General features: G+C 70.9%; 16 protein-coding genes. 11 read left to right on the top strand and 5 right to left on the bottom strand.

Annotated elements, in window-relative coordinates; all coding sequences use genetic code 11:
• Positions 1–53 precede the first annotated feature (53 nt).
• Positions 54–2801, bottom strand: a complete 2748-nt coding sequence (gene aceE / locus AB0A94_RS05765) for a pyruvate dehydrogenase (acetyl-transferring), homodimeric type (RefSeq protein ID WP_361739348.1) — start codon at positions 2799–2801, stop codon at positions 54–56.
• Between the two features lie 404 nt (positions 2802–3205).
• Here aceE and AB0A94_RS05770 point away from each other — a divergent pair, with 404 nt between their 5' ends.
• The 6 genes from AB0A94_RS05770 (at position 3206) to AB0A94_RS05795 (ending at position 7662) form a co-directional block, all read left to right on the top strand.
• The gene (locus AB0A94_RS05770; RefSeq protein ID WP_030218400.1) at positions 3206–3643 is read left to right on the top strand and encodes a DUF3052 domain-containing protein; all 438 of its coding nucleotides are present in this window, start codon (positions 3206–3208) and stop codon (positions 3641–3643) included.
• A gap of 108 nt (positions 3644–3751) precedes the next feature.
• Positions 3752–4210, top strand: a complete 459-nt coding sequence (locus tag AB0A94_RS05775; protein WP_361739351.1) for a peroxiredoxin — start codon at positions 3752–3754, stop codon at positions 4208–4210.
• 113 nt (positions 4211–4323) lie between these two features.
• Positions 4324–4899 (top strand): calcium homeostasis/redox stress adaptation protein, encoded by a 576-nt coding sequence (locus AB0A94_RS05780; protein WP_361739354.1) that lies wholly within the window; start codon positions 4324–4326, stop codon positions 4897–4899.
• Between the two features lie 133 nt (positions 4900–5032).
• On the top strand, positions 5033–5608 hold the full coding sequence (locus AB0A94_RS05785) for a TerD family protein (protein WP_361739357.1): 576 nt from the start codon (positions 5033–5035) through the stop codon (positions 5606–5608).
• A 49-nt stretch (positions 5609–5657) separates the two neighbouring features.
• On the top strand, positions 5658–6797 hold the full coding sequence (locus AB0A94_RS05790) for a DUF475 domain-containing protein (RefSeq protein WP_361739360.1): 1140 nt from the start codon (positions 5658–5660) through the stop codon (positions 6795–6797).
• Positions 6798–6924: 127 nt separating this feature from the next.
• Positions 6925–7662 (top strand): Tellurium resistance, encoded by a 738-nt coding sequence (locus tag AB0A94_RS05795; RefSeq protein ID WP_361739361.1) that lies wholly within the window; start codon positions 6925–6927, stop codon positions 7660–7662.
• Between the two features lie 30 nt (positions 7663–7692).
• Here the strand turns inward: AB0A94_RS05795 and AB0A94_RS05800 are convergent, their stop codons facing one another.
• Positions 7693–8634: a TerD family protein gene (locus AB0A94_RS05800; RefSeq protein ID WP_361739364.1), complete on the bottom strand. Its 942-nt coding sequence runs from the start codon at positions 8632–8634 to the stop codon at positions 7693–7695.
• A 181-nt stretch (positions 8635–8815) separates the two neighbouring features.
• Here AB0A94_RS05800 and AB0A94_RS05805 point away from each other — a divergent pair, with 181 nt between their 5' ends.
• Genes AB0A94_RS05805 through AB0A94_RS05815 form a run of 3 tightly spaced genes read left to right on the top strand, consistent with a single transcriptional unit; the run spans position 8816 to position 13496 of the window.
• Positions 8816–9982 carry an HpcH/HpaI aldolase/citrate lyase family protein gene (locus AB0A94_RS05805; protein WP_361739367.1) on the top strand — a complete coding sequence of 389 codons (1167 nt, stop codon included), beginning with the start codon at positions 8816–8818 and terminating at the stop codon, positions 9980–9982.
• Between the two features lie 29 nt (positions 9983–10011).
• Complete coding sequence (locus AB0A94_RS05810) at positions 10012–12684, top strand: phosphoribosyltransferase (RefSeq protein ID WP_361739909.1); 2673 nt, start codon at positions 10012–10014, stop codon at positions 12682–12684.
• The gene (locus AB0A94_RS05815; RefSeq protein ID WP_361739370.1) at positions 12684–13496 is read left to right on the top strand and encodes an HAD family hydrolase; all 813 of its coding nucleotides are present in this window, start codon (positions 12684–12686) and stop codon (positions 13494–13496) included. Before AB0A94_RS05810 ends, AB0A94_RS05815 begins: the two co-directional genes overlap by 1 nt.
• 144 nt (positions 13497–13640) lie before the next feature.
• Here the strand turns inward: AB0A94_RS05815 and AB0A94_RS05820 are convergent, their stop codons facing one another.
• Entirely contained in the window at positions 13641–14429 is a 789-nt protein-coding gene (locus AB0A94_RS05820) for a DedA family protein (RefSeq protein ID WP_361739371.1), read from the bottom strand.
• 131 nt (positions 14430–14560) lie between these two features.
• Here AB0A94_RS05820 and AB0A94_RS05825 point away from each other — a divergent pair, with 131 nt between their 5' ends.
• A complete protein-coding gene (locus tag AB0A94_RS05825) occupies positions 14561–15703 on the top strand; it encodes a histidine kinase (RefSeq protein ID WP_361739374.1) in 1143 nt (380 codons plus the stop codon).
• Complete coding sequence (locus AB0A94_RS05830) at positions 15694–16338, top strand: response regulator transcription factor (RefSeq protein ID WP_361739377.1); 645 nt, start codon at positions 15694–15696, stop codon at positions 16336–16338. Before AB0A94_RS05825 ends, AB0A94_RS05830 begins: the two co-directional genes overlap by 10 nt.
• 28 nt (positions 16339–16366) lie before the next feature.
• Here the strand turns inward: AB0A94_RS05830 and AB0A94_RS05835 are convergent, their stop codons facing one another.
• Positions 16367–16585 carry a zinc ribbon domain-containing protein gene (locus AB0A94_RS05835; protein ID WP_030859492.1) on the bottom strand — a complete coding sequence of 73 codons (219 nt, stop codon included), beginning with the start codon at positions 16583–16585 and terminating at the stop codon, positions 16367–16369.
• 37 nt (positions 16586–16622) lie between these two features.
• Complete coding sequence (locus tag AB0A94_RS05840) at positions 16623–17918, bottom strand: hypothetical protein (protein WP_361739380.1); 1296 nt, start codon at positions 17916–17918, stop codon at positions 16623–16625.
• Between the last annotated feature and the right edge of the window lie 4 nt (positions 17919–17922).

Below are 17922 nucleotides of genomic sequence, written 5' to 3' on the forward strand. Positions count from 1 at the left end.
GGGACGGGGCGGGGGGCCCGCAGGTCCACCACCCCGTCGTCACGCCACGGGCGTCACGCGTCGCCGCCCGCCACGCCCGGGTCGGCCGCGGCGACGTCCAGCAGCTGGTACCGGTCGATGGCCTGCTTCAGCACCGACCGGTCGACGTGGCCCTCACGGGCCAGTTCCGTCAGCACCGCGACCACGATCGACTGCGCGTCGATGTGGAAGAACCGCCGCGCCGCCCCCCGCGTGTCCGCGAACCCGAACCCGTCCGCGCCCAGCGACTGGTACGTCCCCGGCACCCAGCGCGCGATCTGGTCCGGCACCGACCGCATCCAGTCGGACACCGCCACCACCGGCCCCTGCGCCGCCGCCAGCTTCCGCGTCACGTACGGGGTGCGCTGCTCCTCCTCCGGGTGCAGCAGGTTGTGCCGCTCGCAGTCCACCGCCTCGCGCCGCAGCTCGTTCCAGGAGGTCGCCGACCAGACGTCCGCCCTGACGTTCCACTCCTCGGCGAGGATCTGCTGCGCCTCGATCGCCCAGGGCAGCGCGACCCCGGACGCCAGGATCTGCGCCGGGAGCGAGCCCGCCGTGCCCTCGCTGAAGCGGTAGAGGCCCTTGACGATGCCCTCGGCGTCGACGTTCTCGGGCTCGGCGGGGTGCTGGATCGGCTCGTTGTAGACGGTCAGGTAGTAGAAGACGTCCTCGCCGTGCGGGTGCTCCTCGTCGGAGCCGTACATCCGGCGCAGCCCGTCCTGCACGATGTGCGCGATCTCGAACCCGAACGCCGGGTCGTACGCGACGCACGCCGGGTTCGTGGACGCCAGCAGCTGCGAGTGGCCGTCCGCGTGCTGAAGACCCTCACCGGTCAGCGTCGTGCGCCCGGCGGTCGCACCCAGGACGAAACCGCGCGCCAGCTGGTCGGACATCTGCCAGAACTGGTCGCCGGTGCGCTGGAAGCCGAACATCGAGTAGAAGACGTACACCGGGATCAGCGGCTCGCCGTGCGTGGCGTACGCCGATCCCGCCGCGATCAGCGAGGCCGTGCAGCCGGCCTCGGAGATGCCGTCGTGCAGCATCTGGCCGTTCGGCGCCTCCTTGTACGCGAGCAGCAGCTCCCGGTCCACCGACTCGTACTGCTGGCCGAGCGGGTTGTAGATCTTCGCGCTCGGGAAGAACGAGTCCATGCCGAACGTGCGGTACTCGTCCGGCGCGATCAGCACGAACCGCCTGCCGATCTCCTTGTCCCGCATGAGGTCCTTGAGGAGGCGGACGAAGGCCATGGTCGTCGCGATGGACTGCTGGCCCGAGCCCTTCTTCACGGTCGCGTACGTCTTGTCCTCGGGCAGCCGCAGCGGCTTCGACCGCACCACCCGCGTCGGCACGTACCCGCCGAGCGACTTGCGGCGGTCGTGCATGTACTGCATCTCCTCCGTGTCCGGCCCCGGGTGGTAGTAGGGCGGCAGACCGGACTCGAGGTCCTTGTCGGAGATCGGCAGGTGCAGCCGGTCCCGGAAGTGCTTGAGGTCGTCGACCGTCAGCTTCTTCATCTGGTGCGTGGCGTTGCGGCCCTCGAAGTTCGGGCCCAGCGTCCAGCCCTTGACCGTCTTCGCCAGGATCACCGTCGGCTGGCCCTTGTGCTCGGTCGCCGCCTTGTACGCCGCGTAGATCTTGCGGTGGTCGTGACCGCCGCGCCCCAGGTGCAGGATCTGGTCGTCGGTCATGCCCTCGACCATCGCGCGCAGCCGGTGGTCGTCGCCGAAGAAGTGGTCGCGGATGTACGCGCCCGACTCGGTGGCGTACGTCTGGAACTGCCCGTCCGGCGTGGTGTTCATCTTGTTGACCAGGGTTCCGTCCCGGTCCTGCGCGAGCAGCGGATCCCAGGTGCGGTCCCAGATCAGCTTGATCACGTTCCAGCCGGCGCCCCGGAAGACCGACTCCAGCTCCTGGATGATCTTCCCGTTGCCGCGCACCGGGCCGTCGAGCCGCTGCAGGTTGCAGTTGACGACGAAGGTCAGGTTGTCCAGGCCCTCCCGCGCGGCGAGGGTCAGCTGGCCCAGCGACTCCGGCTCGTCCATCTCGCCGTCGCCGAGGAACGCCCACACGTGCGAGCGCGAGGTGTCCGCGATGCCGCGCGCGTGCATGTAGCGGTTCATCCGCGCCTGGTAGATCGCGCCGATCGGGCCGAGCCCCATCGACACGGTCGGGAACTCCCAGAAGTCCGGCATCAGCCGCGGGTGCGGGTACGACGACAGGGCGTACGGCGCCTTCGACTTCTCCTGGCGGAAGCCGTCCAGGTGCCGCTCGCTCAGCCGGTCCAGCAGGTACGCGCGGGCGTAGATGCCGGGGGAGGCGTGCCCCTGGAAGAAGACCTGGTCGCCGCCGTCGCCCTCGTCCTTGCCGCGGAAGAAGTGGTTGAAGCCCACGTCGTACAGCGAGGCGGAGGAGGCGAAGGTGGCGATGTGGCCGCCGACCCCGATGCCCGGCCGCTGCGCGCGGGAGACCATCACCGCGGCGTTCCAGCGGGTGGCGTTGAGGATCTTGCGCTCGATCTCCTCGTTGCCCGGGAAGAACGGCTCGGCCCGGGTCGGGATCGTGTTGACGTAGTCCGTGCTGCGCATCTCGGGCACGGCCACGCGCTTGGCGCGGGCACGTTCGATGAGCCGCAGCATCAGATACCGGGCCCGCTCCCGGCCGCGCTCGTCGACCGCGGCGTCGAGGGAGTCGAGCCACTCCTGCGTTTCCTCGGGATCGAAGTCAGGAACCTGACTCGGAAGGCCGCCAATGATGATCGGGTTGCGATCGGATGCGGAAGCCACGCTGTTCCTTACCTGTCAGAGGGCCGTGAGGCGGGCCGCGGTGTCACCGGTACGGCCCGGATTGCGCCGCTCCCCATGGTCCACCTCGGGGCCGTCGGCGTCATCTCTACCGGGAGGTAATCCGGAGCCGCGACCAGTACGGTGTGCACAGGGCTCGTCCATTCGAGTCTTCGTACACGTAGACGGTTCCCAAAGGGCCAAACGGGGCACAAAGGTGTGGTGTGCGTCACTTCGGGCCATGATGGTGTGCCTGGAGTTGCGGTGACCCGGCCAGGATCGTCACCGTTTCGGCGGTCTGCACGGCCGGGTACTTGCGCGATCCGTCCCGCCCGTGTGGACTACGGCCAATGCTTCGCGCACGCGCGTGGCTGAGTTATTCCCAAGACATGATCAGGAGGCAACCCGTGAGCGCGACCGCGGACCACGCGGAGGAGCGGACGAACCCTGCCGCCAGGCTGGGGTTCCAGCCCGGGCAGGTGGTCCAGGAGATCGGCTACGACGACGACGTCGACCAGGAGCTCCGCGAGGCCATTGAGGGCGTCATCGAGAGCGACCTCGTCGACGAGGACTACGACGACGTGGCTGACGCCGTTGTGCTGTGGTTCCGCGACGACGACGGCGACCTGACGGATGCGCTGGTGGATGCCACCACGTACATCGAAGAGGGCGGCGCGATCCTGCTCCTCACGCCGAAGACGGGCCGTTCGGGCTATGTGGAGCCGAGCGACATCTCGGAGGCCGCCACCACGGCGGGCCTGACGGCGGCCAAGAGCGTCAGCGTCGGCAAGGACTGGAGCGGCAGCCGGCTGGCGACGCCGAAGGCGGCCAAGTCCAAGCGCTGAACCACCCCGGACGGGCCGGTCGCGTCACGCGTCGGCCCGTCCGTCGGCCTGTCGTACTCCCTGCGTAGGGTGGTCGGAGCGAACCACCTCGAAGGGATGAACACGACGATGACGATCCAGGTCGGCGACAAGGCCCCCGACTTCGAGCTCAAGGACAACCACGGGGCGACCGTGCGGCTGTCCGACTTCCGCGGGCGGAAGAACGTGGTGGTGCTCTTCTACCCGTTCGCCTTCACCGGCGTGTGCACCGGCGAGCTGTGCGAGGTCCGCGACCGGCTGCCGCAGTTCTCCGACCGCGACACCCAGGTGCTCGCCGTCTCCAACGACTCCATCCACACCCTGCGCGTCTTCGCCGAGCAGGAGGGCCTGGAGTACCCCCTGCTCAGCGACTTCTGGCCGCACGGCAACGTCTCGCGCGCGTACGGCGTCTTCGACGAGGACAAGGGGTGCGCCGTGCGCGGGACGTTCATCATCGACAAGGAGGGCGTGGTGCGCTGGACCGTCGTCAACGGTCTGCCGGACGCCCGTGACCTGAACGAGTACGTCAAAGCGCTCGACACCCTGTGATTCTTCGGCCGCGGGGCCTGCGGCGGCCGGGAACCCGTCACTAGGATCGACTCGTTGATCCGATATCCGACGCACTACGGGGCGCCCCGCCCCAGGACACCAATGGAGGACTCGTGGGAGTCAGCCTCAGCAAGGGCGGCAACGTATCGCTGACCAAGGAGGCGCCGGGCCTGACCGCGGTCATCGTCGGTCTGGGGTGGGACATCCGCACCACGACCGGTACCGACTTCGACCTCGACGCCAGCGCGCTGCTCCTGAACAACAGCGGCAAGGTCGCCAGTGACGCGCACTTCATCTTCTTCAACAACCTGAAGAGCCCGGACGGCTCGGTCGAGCACACCGGTGACAACCTCACCGGTGAGGGCGAGGGCGACGACGAGCAGATCAAGATCGACCTCGCCGGGGTCCCCGCCGACATCGAGAAGATCGTCTTCCCGGTCTCCATCTACGACGCCGAGAACCGCCAGCAGTCCTTCGGCCAGGTGCGCAACGCGTTCATCCGCGTCGTCAACCAGGCCGGCGGGGCCGAGATCGCCCGCTACGACCTGAGCGAGGACGCCTCCACCGAGACCGCCATGGTCTTCGGTGAGCTCTACCGGCACGGCGCGGAGTGGAAGTTCCGCGCCATCGGCCAGGGCTACGCCTCCGGCCTGCGCGGCATCGCGCAGGACTTCGGCGTGAACGTCTGAGACGGACACGCCCCGGGCGGCCACGCCCGAGCCCGGCCGCCTTCCGCGGCCACACCGCCCGGCGCCGCACGGTTTACGTGCGGCGCCGGACGCGCAGGACCACCTGAGAGACATCACCAGGGGAGGGACCATCATGGGCGTCACGCTTGCCAAAGGGGGCAACGTCTCCCTGTCCAAGGCCGCACCCAACCTCACGCAGGTCATGATCGGGCTCGGCTGGGACGCGCGCTCCACCACCGGAGCCGACTTCGACCTCGACGCCAGCGCGCTGATGTGCAGCGGCGGCCGGGTCATGGGGGACGAGTGGTTCGTCTTCTACAACCAGTTGAAGAGCCCGGACGGCTCGGTGGAGCACACCGGTGACAACCTCACCGGCGAGGGCGACGGGGACGACGAGTCCCTGCTGGTCGACCTCCCCAAGGTGCCGGCCCAGTGCGACAAGATCATCTTTCCGGTCTCCATCCACCTGGCCGATGAGCGCGGCCAGACGTTCGGCCAGGTCAGCAATGCCTTCATCCGCGTGGTGAACCAGGCGGACGGCCAGGAACTCGCCCGCTACGACCTGAGCGAGGACGCCTCCACCGAGACCGCGATGATCTTCGGCGAGCTCTACCGTTACCAGGGTGAGTGGAAGTTCCGTGCGGTGGGACAGGGGTACGCGTCGGGGCTGCGGGGCATCGCTCTAGACTTCGGAGTCAACGTTTCGTAAAGCCGACTACGGCAGCGGGGGAGACCCGTACACACACCTGGGGTAGCCAGTGGTTCTGAAAACCTTCGGCTGGTCGTTCGCGGTCACCGCGCTCGGTCTGGTCGCAGCGATCCTCTTCGGGGGGTGGACCGCCTTCGGCATCGTGGCGATCCTCTCGATCCTCGAGATCTCGCTGTCCTTCGACAACGCGGTGGTCAACGCCGGCATCCTGAAGAAGATGAATGCCTTCTGGCAGAAGATCTTCCTCACCATCGGCATTCTGATCGCCGTCTTCGGCATGCGGCTGGTCTTCCCCGTCGTGATCGTCGCCGTCAGCGCCCAGCTCGGCCCGATCGAGGCCGTCGACCTCGCGCTCAGCGACAAGGACCGTTACCAGGAACTCGTCACCGACGCCCACCCGGCCATCGCCGCGTTCGGCGGCATGTTCCTGCTGATGATCTTCCTGGACTTCATCTTCGAGGACCGCGACATCAAGTGGCTGGCCTGGCTGGAGCGCCCGCTGGCCAAGCTCGGCAGGATCGACATGCTGTCGGTCTGCATCGCGCTGATCATCCTGCTGATCTCCGCCATGACCTTCGCCACCCACGCCCACCAGCACGGCGGCGCCCACGTCGACAAGGCCGAGACGGTCCTGCTGTCCGGCATCGCGGGCCTGATCACCTACATGATCGTGGGCGGCCTCTCCGGCTTCTTCGAGGACAAGCTCGAAGAGGAGGAGGAACACGAGCACGAGGAGGAGGAGAAGGCCGCCCGGGAGGGCAAGCCCCGCACGGTGGTGGCCATGGCCGGCAAGGCCGCCTTCTTCATGTTCCTCTACCTGGAGGTCCTGGACGCCTCCTTCTCCTTCGACGGCGTCATCGGCGCCTTCGCCATCACCAACGACATCGTCCTGATGGCCCTGGGCCTGGGCATCGGCGCCATGTACGTCCGGTCCCTGACCGTCTACCTGGTCCGCCAGGGCACCCTCGACGAGTACGTCTACCTCGAGCACGGCGCCCACTACGCCATCGGCGCCCTGGCGCTGATCCTGCTCGTCACCATCCAGTACGAGATCCCCGAACTCGTCACCGGCTCCATCGGCGTCATCCTCATCGGCTGGTCCTTCCTCTCCTCCGTACGCCGCAACAAGCGGCTGGCGGCGGCCGAGGGAAACGCCGACGACAAGACTGAGGTCACCTCCGGGGTGTGACAGCCTTTCGGGTGAGGAACGCTCTCGACGGGGCGGCTTCCGAGGACCACTCCTCGGGGCCGCCCCGTCGGCCGTCCGGGAGCCCGGGCGGCCCGAGCGGGGTTCGGCGACTGGACTTGGGGCGGGAATGGGTTTCCTGGACGGACTGTGGCGCGGACGTGAGAGCGCCTTCGACTCGGGCAGCGCGGCCAGCAACGCCATCGAGTTGACCAAACGGCACGGTCAGGTGTCCCTGACCAAGCAGGGCGCGGCCACCGGCCACCTGCGGATCAACCTGAGCTGGCGGATGCGGACCTCCGACTTCGGCGGCTTCCAGCGGGAGAGCCTGCTGCGCCACCCCTTCAAGGCGCTCAAGCCGCCGGAGGTGGTCGGCCACAGCCAGCCCATGGTCAACGTCGACCTCGACCTCGGCTGTCTGTACGAGCTCCAGGACGGCACCAAGGGCGTGGTCCAGCCCCTCGGTGGCTTCCTCGGCGACGTCAACGCCGCGCCGTACGTCAAGCTCAGCGGCGACGACCGGTTCGGGTCGGGCTCGGGCGAGACCATGTACATCAACCTGGACCACCGCGAGAACATCAAACGCCTGCTGGTCTTCGCCTACATCTACGACCAGACGCCCGCGTTCGACCGCACGCACGCCATGGTCACGCTCTACCCCAGCAGCGGCCCGCGGATCGAGATCGGTCTCGACGAACGCCATCCCCAGGCCCGCTCCTGCGCGGTGGTGATGATCGAGAACGTCAAGAACGAGATCTTCGTCCGCCGCGAGGTGAAGTTCGTGTACGGATTCCAGGCGGAGCTGGACCGGCTGTACGGGTGGGGACTCCAGTGGGGGAGGGGCTTCAAGACGAAGGCCGATCGCTGAAAGGCCCCCGGACGCGCGGAACCCGGTCCGTCAGCGCCCGATGAACTGCGGCCCCTGCGGCGGAAGCCGGAAGTCCGGGTCGGGGGAGGCGGCGGCCGGCGGCGGGAAACCGTACCCGGACGGCGCTCCCGCGGCGGCCGTGGCGGGCGCCGGCGGATAGCCGTAGGCGGGCTGGCTGGTCGGGTGCGGGTAGCCGTAGGCCGGCTGTGTGGCCGCGGGCTGCTGCGGCGGGTAGCCGTACGCGGGCTGCGCGGGCACCCCCGCCGGCTGCTCGGGCGGCAGCGGCCGGGACACCTCGGGCGTCGGCGGGACGAGCGGGGCCTGCGGCTGCGTCAGGGCCTCCGAGGAGGGCCGGTCGGGGGCCTGGATCTGCGCCGTCGGGGGCGGCAGCTGGGTGACGTCGGAGGGGTCGGGCTCCTGCGCGGCCTCCGACTCGTCCACCGAGATGCCGAAGTCGGTCGCCAGCCCCTTCAGGCCGTTCGAATAGCCCTCGCCGAGCGCCCGGAACTTCCAGCCCTCCCCGCGCCGGTACAGCTCACCGCAGATCAGCGCGGTCTCCTGGCCGGTCTCCGGCTTGATGTCGAAATACGCCAGCGCCTCCCCGTCGGCGGCCTGCGCGTCGTACAGCAGGATGCGCAGGTCCCGTACGCGGTCGAAGGCGACGCCGTCCGCCGATGCGACGATCAGAATCCGGCCGACACCGGACTCGACACCGGCGAGATCCGTCTGGATCGTATCGGTCAGGCCCTCGGTGACGCGCTTCTTGCCGAGCCGCCACACCTGCCCGGCGGGGTGCCGTGGCTGGTTGTAGAACACGAAGTCCTCGTCGGAGCGCACACGACCGTCGGGGCCGAGGAGCAGCGCGGAGGCGTCGACGTCCGGCACCCCCTGCCCGGGCGACCAGCGCAGCACGGCACGTACCGTGGTGGCCTCGAGAGGGACGTTCGACCCCTTGAGCATCGCGTGCGTCATACGGTCATCCTGCCTTCTCCGTCCTGGTCACGACAACGTGGGGGGTTGGGGTCGACACGGCCGGGTCACCTGAAGTTCATGCCCCGCGGGAACCGTCGACATGGATCCCTACGTACTATTACCGGCCACCTACCGACATTCCAGAGATTCCATGGATTCAGAGAGGCCACGGGGGAGTTCTATGCGTCATTTCGGGCACCTCGCCCCTGCGGTGCGGAAACGTCTCTTCTATCAGGAGCCCGGCGAGTTCACGCCGGATTCCCCGGCCCGGTTGCTCTCCGCGGCCCTCGGGGCCACGCTCTACAGCCCCGCGACCCGGCCCCGGCTCGCCGACGACGTCGTCAAGCAGGGCGGACGCGGTGTGGTCTCCATGGTGCTGTGCCTGGAGGACTCCATCGACGACGCCGACGTGACCGCCGGTGAGGAGAACCTCGTACGGCAGTTCGCGGACCTGGCCGGGCGGCCCGGGGCGGATCTGCCGCTGCTGTTCATCCGGGTCCGCACCCCCGAACAGATCCCCGACCTCGTCCGCCGCCTCGGCCCCGCCGTCTCGCTGCTGTCCGGATTCGTACTGCCGAAGTTCACCGCGGAACGCGGCCTGCCGTTCCTGGAGGCGCTGACCGTCACCGAGGCCGGGAGCGGCCGCAGGCTGTTCGCCATGCCGGTGCTGGAGTCGCCCGAGCTGCTCTACCGCGAGTCCCGCGTCGAGACCCTCGAGGGCATCTTCCGCGCCGTCGACAAGTACCGCGACCGCGTGCTCGCGCTGCGTCTCGGCGTGACCGACTTCTGCTCCTCCTACGGGCTGCGCAGAGGCCCCGACATGACGGCGTACGACATCCAGGTCGTCGCCTCCGTGATCTCCGACGTGGTGAACATGCTGGCCCGGGCCGACGGCACGGGGTTCACCGTGACGGGGCCGGTCTGGGAGTACTTCCGGGTCCAGGAACGCATGTTCAAGCCACTTCTGCGGCAGAGCCCCTTCCACGAGGTGCAGGCCGTGGCCCTGCGCGAGAAGCTGATCGAACACGCCATGGACGGCCTGCTGCGCGAGATCTCCCTCGACCGGGCCAACGGCCTGCTGGGCAAGACCTGCATCCACCCCTCGCACGTCCTCCCCGTGCACGCGCTGTCCGTCGTCAGCCACGAGGAGTTCAGCGACGCCCAGGACATCCTCCGGCCGGAACGCGGCGGCGGGGGTGTACTCAGGTCGGCCTACACGAACAAGATGAACGAGGTGAAACCCCACCGCGCCTGGGCCGAGCGGACCCTGCTGCGCGCCGAGGTCTTCGGCGTCGCCAACGAGGACATCGGCTTCGTGGAACTGCTCGGGGCGGGTCTGGCCGAGTGACCGGGACGGAGAAGGCTGTGAACGAGGGGATGCGCCACCCGGTGCGTCACGGAACGCGGGCCGGCGAGGACATGTGGTCCGGCAGCTGGGTCACCGAGCGGCTCGGCGTCGAGCTGGCCGGGGACGAGAGCCTGCCCGGGCTGCTGGGGCTGGCGCTGCGCCGCAACCCCAAGCGGGCCCACCTGCTGGTGTCCAACGTCCTCGGCAAGCACGTCCCCCAGTCGCCGTCCGTCGTGTACGGCCACGGCGTCACGCTCGGCCGCAGGGTGCGCGAGCTGCTGGGCGACGAGGCGGACGGCGCGGTCGTCCTCGGCTACGCGGAGACCGCGACCGGCCTCGGCCACTCGGTCGCCGACGGCCTGGGCACCGCCCCCTACCTGCACTCCACCCGCCGCCCGGTCGTGGGGACCGCCACGGCCGGCGGCTTCGAGGAGTCCCACTCCCACGCCACGTCCCACCTGCTGCTCCCGGAGGACCCGTCGCTGCTGGCCGGGGACGGCCCGTTGGTCCTGGTCGACGACGAGTTCTCCACGGGGAACACGGTGCTGAACACCGTCCGGGACCTTCACGCGCGGTATCCGCGGCGGCGGTACGTGGTGGTCGCGCTCGTCGACATGCGCTCGCCCGCCGACGCCGGGCGGCTGGACGGGTTCGCCCGCGAGATCGGGGCGCGCATCGACCTGGTGACGACCGCGTCGGGGACGGTGCGGTTGCCCGACGGCGTCCTGGAGAAGGGCCAGTCCCTGGTGGCGCGCTACGAGAGTGCCGCGGGGGACGGCAGCCGGGCGTCCGCGGGCCCGTCGGGGCCGGCCGCGCAGCTCCCCGCGTCCCTTGAGGGAGCCGCCGGCACCGTCGGCCATGAAGCCGACGCCCGGATGTCCCCCCCAGGGGCACGGGACGCGGCCGGATCTGCGGCTGCCGCCGCAGGGGCGCGACCAGCCGCATCCGGCCCGCACCCGGCCGACGGACCCGGCCGCGCCACGCGAGTGGACCTGCGCTGGCCCTCCGGCCTCCCCGACGGCGGCCGCCACGGCTTCACCCCCGCGCACCGGGCCCGCCTCGAACACGCACTCCCCGAAATGGCCGCCCGCCTCGCGGAGGCGCTCCCCGACGACGCGCACCGCGTCCTCGTCCTCGGCTTCGAGGAGCTGATGTACGCCCCCCTGCGCCTCGCCGGCGAGCTGGAGCGGACCACCGGCGCCGACATACGCTTCTCCACCACCACCCGCTCGCCCGTCCTCGCCGTCGACGACCCCGGCTACGCGATACGCACCCGCCTGGTCTTCCCCGCCCACGACGACCCCGCCGACGGCCCCGGCGAGCGCTACGCCTACAACGTCGCCGGCGGCGGCTTCGACGCCGTCGTCGCCGTCGTCGACTCGGCGGCCGACACCCCCGCACTGCACGCGCCCGACGGCCTGCTCGCCCGGCTCGCCGCGCACACTCCGCAGGTCCTCCTCGCGGTCGTACCGTCGTACGTGCCCGCACCGCAGGACACCGCTCCCAAGGACGCCCGACCGGACGCCCCCGAAAGGCCCGCCACCATGCTGCCCGAGCCCCTCAGAGGCCCCGCCTTCTCCTCGTACGCGCCCGAGGAGGTCGGCTGGCTGCTCCAGGACCTCTCGGACGTGACGCTGGAGGCGCCGACCGAGGAGCGCGAGGAGGCCATCCAGAGCGGCGGCGCCCACTACGCGGAGTCGCTGCCCGTGGAGTACCAGCCGAGCGAGCAGTACCAGGAACTGTTCCACGTGGCCCTGAACGAGTCGGCGGCCCGCCTGGCCCACGCGGTGGGCGTGGTCACCGAGACCGTGCTCGCCGAACGGTCCCCCCGCCCGGTGCTCGTCTCCCTGGCCCGCGCGGGCACCCCCGTGGGCATCCTGATGCGCCGCTGGGCGCAGCACCGCCACCGTCTCGACCTCCCTCACTACGCTGTCTCGATCGTCCGCGGCCGGGGCATCGACGCCAACGCGCTGCGCTGGCTGGCCGCCCACCACGACCCCCGGGACGTGGTCTTCGTCGACGGCTGGACCGGCAAGGGCGCCATCACCCGCGAACTCGCCCAGGCGGTCGAGGAGTTCGAGAAGGCCGAGGGGGTCACCGGCTTCGACCCGGAGATCGCGGTCCTGGCCGACCCCGGCTCCTGCGTCCGCACCTACGGCACCCGCGAGGACTATCTGATCCCCTCCGCCTGCCTCAACTCCACGGTGTCCGGCCTGATCTCACGCACCGTGCTCCGCGCCGACCTGGTCGGCCCGCACGACTTCCACGGCGCCAAGTTCTACCGCGAACTCGCCGGCGCCGACCTCTCGGTGGCCTTCCTGGACGCCGTGGCCGCCCGCTTCCCGGAGGTCACCGACGCCGCCTGCGCCCAGGCCAAGGAACTGCTCTCCACCGACCGCACCCCCACCTGGGAGGGCTGGGCGGCGGTCGAACGCATCAGCGAGGAGTACGGCATCCACGACGTGAACCTCGTCAAGCCCGGAGTCGGCGAGACCACCCGGGTGCTGTTGCGCCGGGTGCCCTGGAAGGTGCTCGCCCGGGCCGGAGCCGGCAGCGACCTCGACCACGTACGCCTCCTCGCTCAGCAGCGGGGCGTCCCCGTCGAAGAGGTCGACGGACTCCCCTACACCTGCGTCGGACTGATCCACCCCCGCTACACCCGTGGCGCCACCGGCGCCGACGGCAAGGCGGTGACCGGCTGATGCCCGTCATCGTCGCCAGCGACCTCGACCGCACCCTCATCTACTCCGCCGCCGCCCTCGCCCTGACCATGCCGGACGCGCGGGCACCCCGGCTGCTGTGCGTGGAGGTCCACGAGAGCAGGCCCCTGTCCTATATGACGGAGACGGCGGCCCGGCTCCTCACCGACCTCGGCGACGAGGCCGTGTTCGTCCCCACGACGACCCGCACGCGCAAGCAGTACCAGCGCATCAACCTTCCCGGCCCGCCGCCGACCTACGCGATCTGCGCCAACGGCGGGCACCTCCTCGTCGACGGCGTGTCCGACCGGGACTGGCACGCCCGGGTGCTCGCCCGCCTGGCCGACGAGTGCGCCCCGCTGTCCGAGGTGCAGGAACACCTGTTGCGGACCGCCGACCCGGTCTGGGTGCGCAAGCACCGGATCGCCGAGGACCTCTTCGCCTACCTCGTCGTCGAGCGGGAACTGCTGCGAGAGGAGTGGGTGAAGGAACTCGGGGAGTGGGCGGAGAACCGCGGCTGGACCGTGTCCCTCCAGGGCCGCAAGATCTACGCCGTACCCAAGCCCCTCACCAAGAGCGCGGCCATGCACGAGGTCGCCCGCCGCACCGGCGCCGATCTCACCCTCGCAGCCGGCGACTCCCTCCTCGACGCCGACCTGCTCCTCGCCGTGGACCAGGGCTGGCGCCCCGGTCACGGCGAACTCGCCGATGCCGACTGGACGGCCCCCGCGATCAGGGCTCTCCCCGAGCGGGGCGTCCTGGCCGGCGAGCGCATCCTGCGCGAGTTCCTGCAGACGGTGCGCTCACCTCGGTGAGACCGCGCGACCGCTTCGGTGGGACCGCGCGACCGCTTCGGTGGGACCGCGCGACCGCTTCGGTGAGGCCGCACGATTGTCTCGGTGGGACCGCGTGACCGCCTCGGTGGGCCCGCACGGCCGAGAGGCCGTGCGGCCGGGGCGTCAGCGGTGGCGTCGCAGGCTCATCGTGTCGGCGGAGTCGTACCCCTGGACGGGCGCGCTCCCGTCGGCGCGCTCGACACCGGCGGCGGACGACGACGGGCGTATGTGATCCGTGCCCGCTCGCCCGTCCCGCCGGCGGCGGCCGTCGCCCGAGCGCAGCAGCCGCAGGACCACGAACGCCACCAGGGCCAGCGCGGCCACGCCGAGGACCACCTTCGAGTACGCCGACACGATGGTCGACACCTGCTCCCAGTTGTCCCCCAGCACGTACCCCGCGAGCACGAACGCGGTGTTCCAGATCGCGCTGCCCAGCGTGGTCAGACCGAGGAACAGCGGCAGCCGCATGCGCTCCACCCCGGCCGGCACCGATATGAAACTGCGGAAGAGCGGAATCATCCGGCCGAAGAACACCGCCTTCGACCCGTGCCGAAGGAACCAGGCCTCCGTCCTCTCGATGTCCGCGACCTTCACCAACGGCAGCCGCCCCGCTATCGCCACCGTCCGGTCCCGGCCGAGCAGCGCGCCCACCCCGTACAGCGCGAGCGCGCCGACCACCGAGCCGGCGGTCGTCCACAGCAGCACGGCGAGCAGCCCCATCCGCCCACTGCTCGCGGCGAACCCCGCCAGCGGCAGGATCACCTCGCTGGGGATGGGCGGGAAGAGGTTCTCCAGCGCGATGGCGAGGCCGGCCCCGGGAGCGCCCATGGCGTCCATGAGGTCGTTGACCCACTGCGGTCCGGCACTCCCGTCCGAGGCCGCTGCGATCGTGTGCACTGCGATGGCTGTCATGCCTGCCACGCTAGAAAACCGGAGCTGAAGGAACGCTGAGGAAAGCCGCACGATGCCCTGCGGTACTCCACAGCCGCAATTGCGGTTTTCCGCAGTGCGCTCCCCTGCCGCGTCCGACTAGCCTCGCGATCATGCGAGACACGGTGCGGCGCGTGGTGCGGTGCGCGGTGGGGCTGATGTGGGGCGCCGCCGCGGCCGTCGTCGAGCTGCTCTACACGGTTCTGGCCGGCCTGCTCCTGCTGCCCGTCGTGGCCTGGCCGCACGGTCGCCGCACCGTGCTCCGCCCGGTCCTCGCGGGCGCGCGGAAACTGACGGAGCCGGAGCGCGCCCGGTTGCGGATCTGGCTGGGGGTGCACACCTCGCCCGCGTACGAGGACACACAGGCCCTCGGGTACCTGGCGTGCCGTTGGGCGCTGGGCGTACTGGGCGCGGTGGTGATGCTCTCGGTGGCGATCGGCCTCGGGTACGGCACGTCCTGGGCGTACCTCTGGCTGCTGGTCGACGACGTACGGAACACCACGTCGATCGTCTACACGTCCCTCGGGGGACTCTTCCTGCTCTTCCTCGCCGTGCAGGGGATACTCGCCGTGGCCGAGCTGGAGGGGAAGCTGGCCCACCGCCTGCTCGGGCCCCGCCACCAGGAGGAACTGGAGCGGCGCATCGCCGAACTGTCCGCGAGCCGCGCGGCCGTGGTCGACGCGGTGAACGACGAGCGGCGGCGCATCGAGCGGGACCTGCACGACGGAGTGCAGCAGCGCCTGGTCGCGCTCGGCATGCTGCTCGGCCGCGCCCTGCGCAGCGAGGACCCGGCCCGCACGGACCGGCTGCTGCGCCAGGCGCACGAGGAGAGCCGGCACGCCCTGGACGACCTGCGCGAGGTGGCGTGGCGGATCTACCCCACCACACTGGACGAGGCAGGGCTGCGGGCGGCGCTGGAGACGGTCGCCGAGCGGGCCTCCGTCCCGGTACGGGTGGAGTACGGGCTCACCGGGGAGCCCGGGCGGGCGGTGGGGACCGTCGTCTACTTCGTCGTCTGCGAGGCCGTCACCAACGCGGTGAAGCACGCGACGCCGACCCGGATAGCGGTCGAGGTCGGAGCGAAGGAAGGAGTGTTGTACGTGAGTGTCGAGGACGACGGCCGGGGCGGTGCGAACGCGACGGGCAGCGGACTGTTCGGGCTCGCCCGGCGTGTCGCCGCACTCGACGGGCGTCTGGAGGTGCGCAGTCCGCCGGGCGGACCGACCCTGGTGACCGCGGAGCTGCCGTGCGCCTGATCCTGGCCGAGGACTCCACCCTGCTCAGAGAGGGTCTGGTGCGGCTGCTGGCGGAGGAGGGGCATCAGGTGCTGGCCGCCGTCGGCAACGCGGAACTGCTGTTGCGGGCGGTCGCCGAGGACCCGCCTGACGTGGTGGTCGCCGATGTGCGGATGCCGCCCACCCATACCGACGAAGGACTGCGCGCGGCCCTGGAGATCCGCCGGCGCTGGCCGTCCGTGGGGGTGCTGGTGCTCTCGCAGTACGTGGAGAAGCGATACGCGACCGAGCTGCTGACCGGTGAGTCGGAAGGAGTCGGCTATCTGCTCAAGGACCGTGTCGTCCAGGTCGACGAGTTCCTGGACGCCCTGGAGCGGGTGTCGCAGGGACGCGCCGCCTTCGACCCGGAGGTCGTACGGCAGCTGCTCGGCCGCACGACGCACACCGACCCGCTCGCCCGTCTCACCGCGCGGGAGCAGGCGGTGCTGGCCGAGATGGCGCAGGGGCACACCAACGCGGCCATCGCGCGGCGACTGCACATCTCGCAGAGCGCGGTGGAGAAACACACCAACGCGATCTTCGACAAGCTCGGACTGACCGGAGGTGAGGGCTATTCACGCAGGGTGCTCGCGGTGCTGCGCTACCTCGGCAGCTGACGTCCGGTGCCGTGACCTCCGTCGGGGATCAGCCGCAGCAGCCGCCACCGCAGCAGCCGCCACCGCCACCACCGCCCGCGCGGGGAGCCGGGGCCGCGGCGGTACCGGCCACCGCGACCGTGGAGAGGAGCTTGACCGTGTCGTCGTGACCCGCCGGGCAGGCCGCGGGCGCGGAGGACTCCGCCATGGGACGGCTCAGTTCGAAGGTGTCGCCGCAGGTCCGGCAGCGGTACTCGTAGCGAGGCATGGGCACAGGTTAACCGGCTCGGCCGACCCGGGGGCGGTCAGTGGGCGGCGGCGCCGCGTTCCTCCCGGATCCGGGCCACCACACGGCTCACCGTCGCCCGTACCTCCTCCGTCTCCGTCAGGAAGTGCCAGTAGTCGGGGTGGCGGCCTTCCAGCCCGGCGACGGCTCGCTCCAGACGGGCCACGGCGTCGTCCAGGGGGCGGGCGTGACGCGGGTCGGGGGTGTTGCGGCCGGCCATGGCCAGACGCTGGGCGTCCCGGATGGCGAAGCGGGTACGTTCGATCTCCTGCCCGGGGTCCTTCTGCACCGCGTTCAGCCGCCGCAGCCGGTCACCGGCGGCCGACACCGCCTCGTCGGTCGTGTTCAGCAGCGCCCGCGCGGTCGACAGCAGAGCGGTGGCGTCCGCCCAGCGCTGCTCCTCGCGGGCCGCCCGGGCCTCGGCGAGTCTCGCTTCCGCCTGGCCCACGTTCTCCGAAGCGACGTCGGGGACGTGCTGCAGGTCCTGCCAACAGGCGGCGGTGAAGCGCCGGCGCAGTTCGCTGAGGACCGGTTCGACCTGTTCGGAGCGGGTGGTGAGGGCCTGGGCGCGGGTGCGCAGGGAGACCAGCCGGTGGTCGATCTCGGCGGCCCGTTCCGGCAGCCGCTCGGCTTCGACGCGGACCGCCTCGGCCTCGCGCGTGACCCGTTCGGCCCGCTCCAGGGTTCCCGGCACGCCGTGCTGCCCCGCGCCCTGGTTCAGCTTGGTCAGTTCCGGGGAGAGCGCGGCGAGCCGGGCGGCGAGGTCGTCGGCCTTCAGGCCGGATCCGCGGGTGGTGTCGAGGGCGTTCGAGGCGGCGAGCAGTGCCTGCCGGGCGCGTTCGACGGCGGGCGCGAGCCGGGCGAGCTGGGTCTCGGCCTTGTCGAGGAGGGAGCCCAGCCCGTCGGCGAACCGGTCCAGTTCCTGCTTGACCCGGCCGAGCTCGTCCTTGGCGGCGGTCAGCCGGTCGCGGGCCCGGGAGGCGGCCGAGGCCTCCAGATCGTCGCGGTCCAGGTCATGGGCGTCGACGGCGCTGATGTACTGGTGGCTGGCCTCGTCGATGCGCCGGCCGAGCGCCTCGAAGTCGGCGACGGCGCGGCGGGCGGCGGGGGAGGCGTCGACAGCGGTGATCGTCTCGATGGAGATCCGCAGGTCGCGCTGGGCGGTGTCGAGTTCGTAGAAGGCGGCCGCCGCCGCGTCCTTGGCGGCCTGCGCCTCGGCCCGCTGGTTCTCGGCCCGCCCGCCGAACCAGCGCCGCGTCCCGCCCCCGGTGAACGCGGCGGGCAGCACCAGCGCCGCGACCAGCGGCAGCCCCATGAGG

It is taken from the genome of Streptomyces sp. NPDC044984 (assembly GCF_040646935.1).
GTDB lineage: Bacteria > Actinomycetota > Actinomycetes > Streptomycetales > Streptomycetaceae > Streptomyces.

Coding starts and splice junctions, on each gene's coding strand:
- AB0A94_RS05835 (WP_030859492.1), bottom strand. CDS start 16,585: ATGCCTCGCTACGAGTACCGCTGCCGGACCTGCGGCGACACCTTCGAA.
- AB0A94_RS05785 (WP_361739357.1), top strand. CDS start 5,033: ATGGGCGTCACGCTTGCCAAAGGGGGCAACGTCTCCCTGTCCAAGGCC.
- AB0A94_RS05805 (WP_361739367.1), top strand. CDS start 8,816: ATGCGTCATTTCGGGCACCTCGCCCCTGCGGTGCGGAAACGTCTCTTC.
- AB0A94_RS05810 (WP_361739909.1), top strand. CDS start 10,012: ATGCGCCACCCGGTGCGTCACGGAACGCGGGCCGGCGAGGACATGTGG.
- AB0A94_RS05825 (WP_361739374.1), top strand. CDS start 14,561: ATGCGAGACACGGTGCGGCGCGTGGTGCGGTGCGCGGTGGGGCTGATG.
- AB0A94_RS05820 (WP_361739371.1), bottom strand. CDS start 14,429: ATGACAGCCATCGCAGTGCACACGATCGCAGCGGCCTCGGACGGGAGT.
- AB0A94_RS05775 (WP_361739351.1), top strand. CDS start 3,752: ATGACGATCCAGGTCGGCGACAAGGCCCCCGACTTCGAGCTCAAGGAC.
- AB0A94_RS05815 (WP_361739370.1), top strand. CDS start 12,684: ATGCCCGTCATCGTCGCCAGCGACCTCGACCGCACCCTCATCTACTCC.
- AB0A94_RS05800 (WP_361739364.1), bottom strand. CDS start 8,634: ATGACGCACGCGATGCTCAAGGGGTCGAACGTCCCTCTCGAGGCCACC.
- AB0A94_RS05795 (WP_361739361.1), top strand. CDS start 6,925: ATGGGTTTCCTGGACGGACTGTGGCGCGGACGTGAGAGCGCCTTCGAC.
- AB0A94_RS05840 (WP_361739380.1), bottom strand. CDS start 17,918: ATGGGGCTGCCGCTGGTCGCGGCGCTGGTGCTGCCCGCCGCGTTCACC.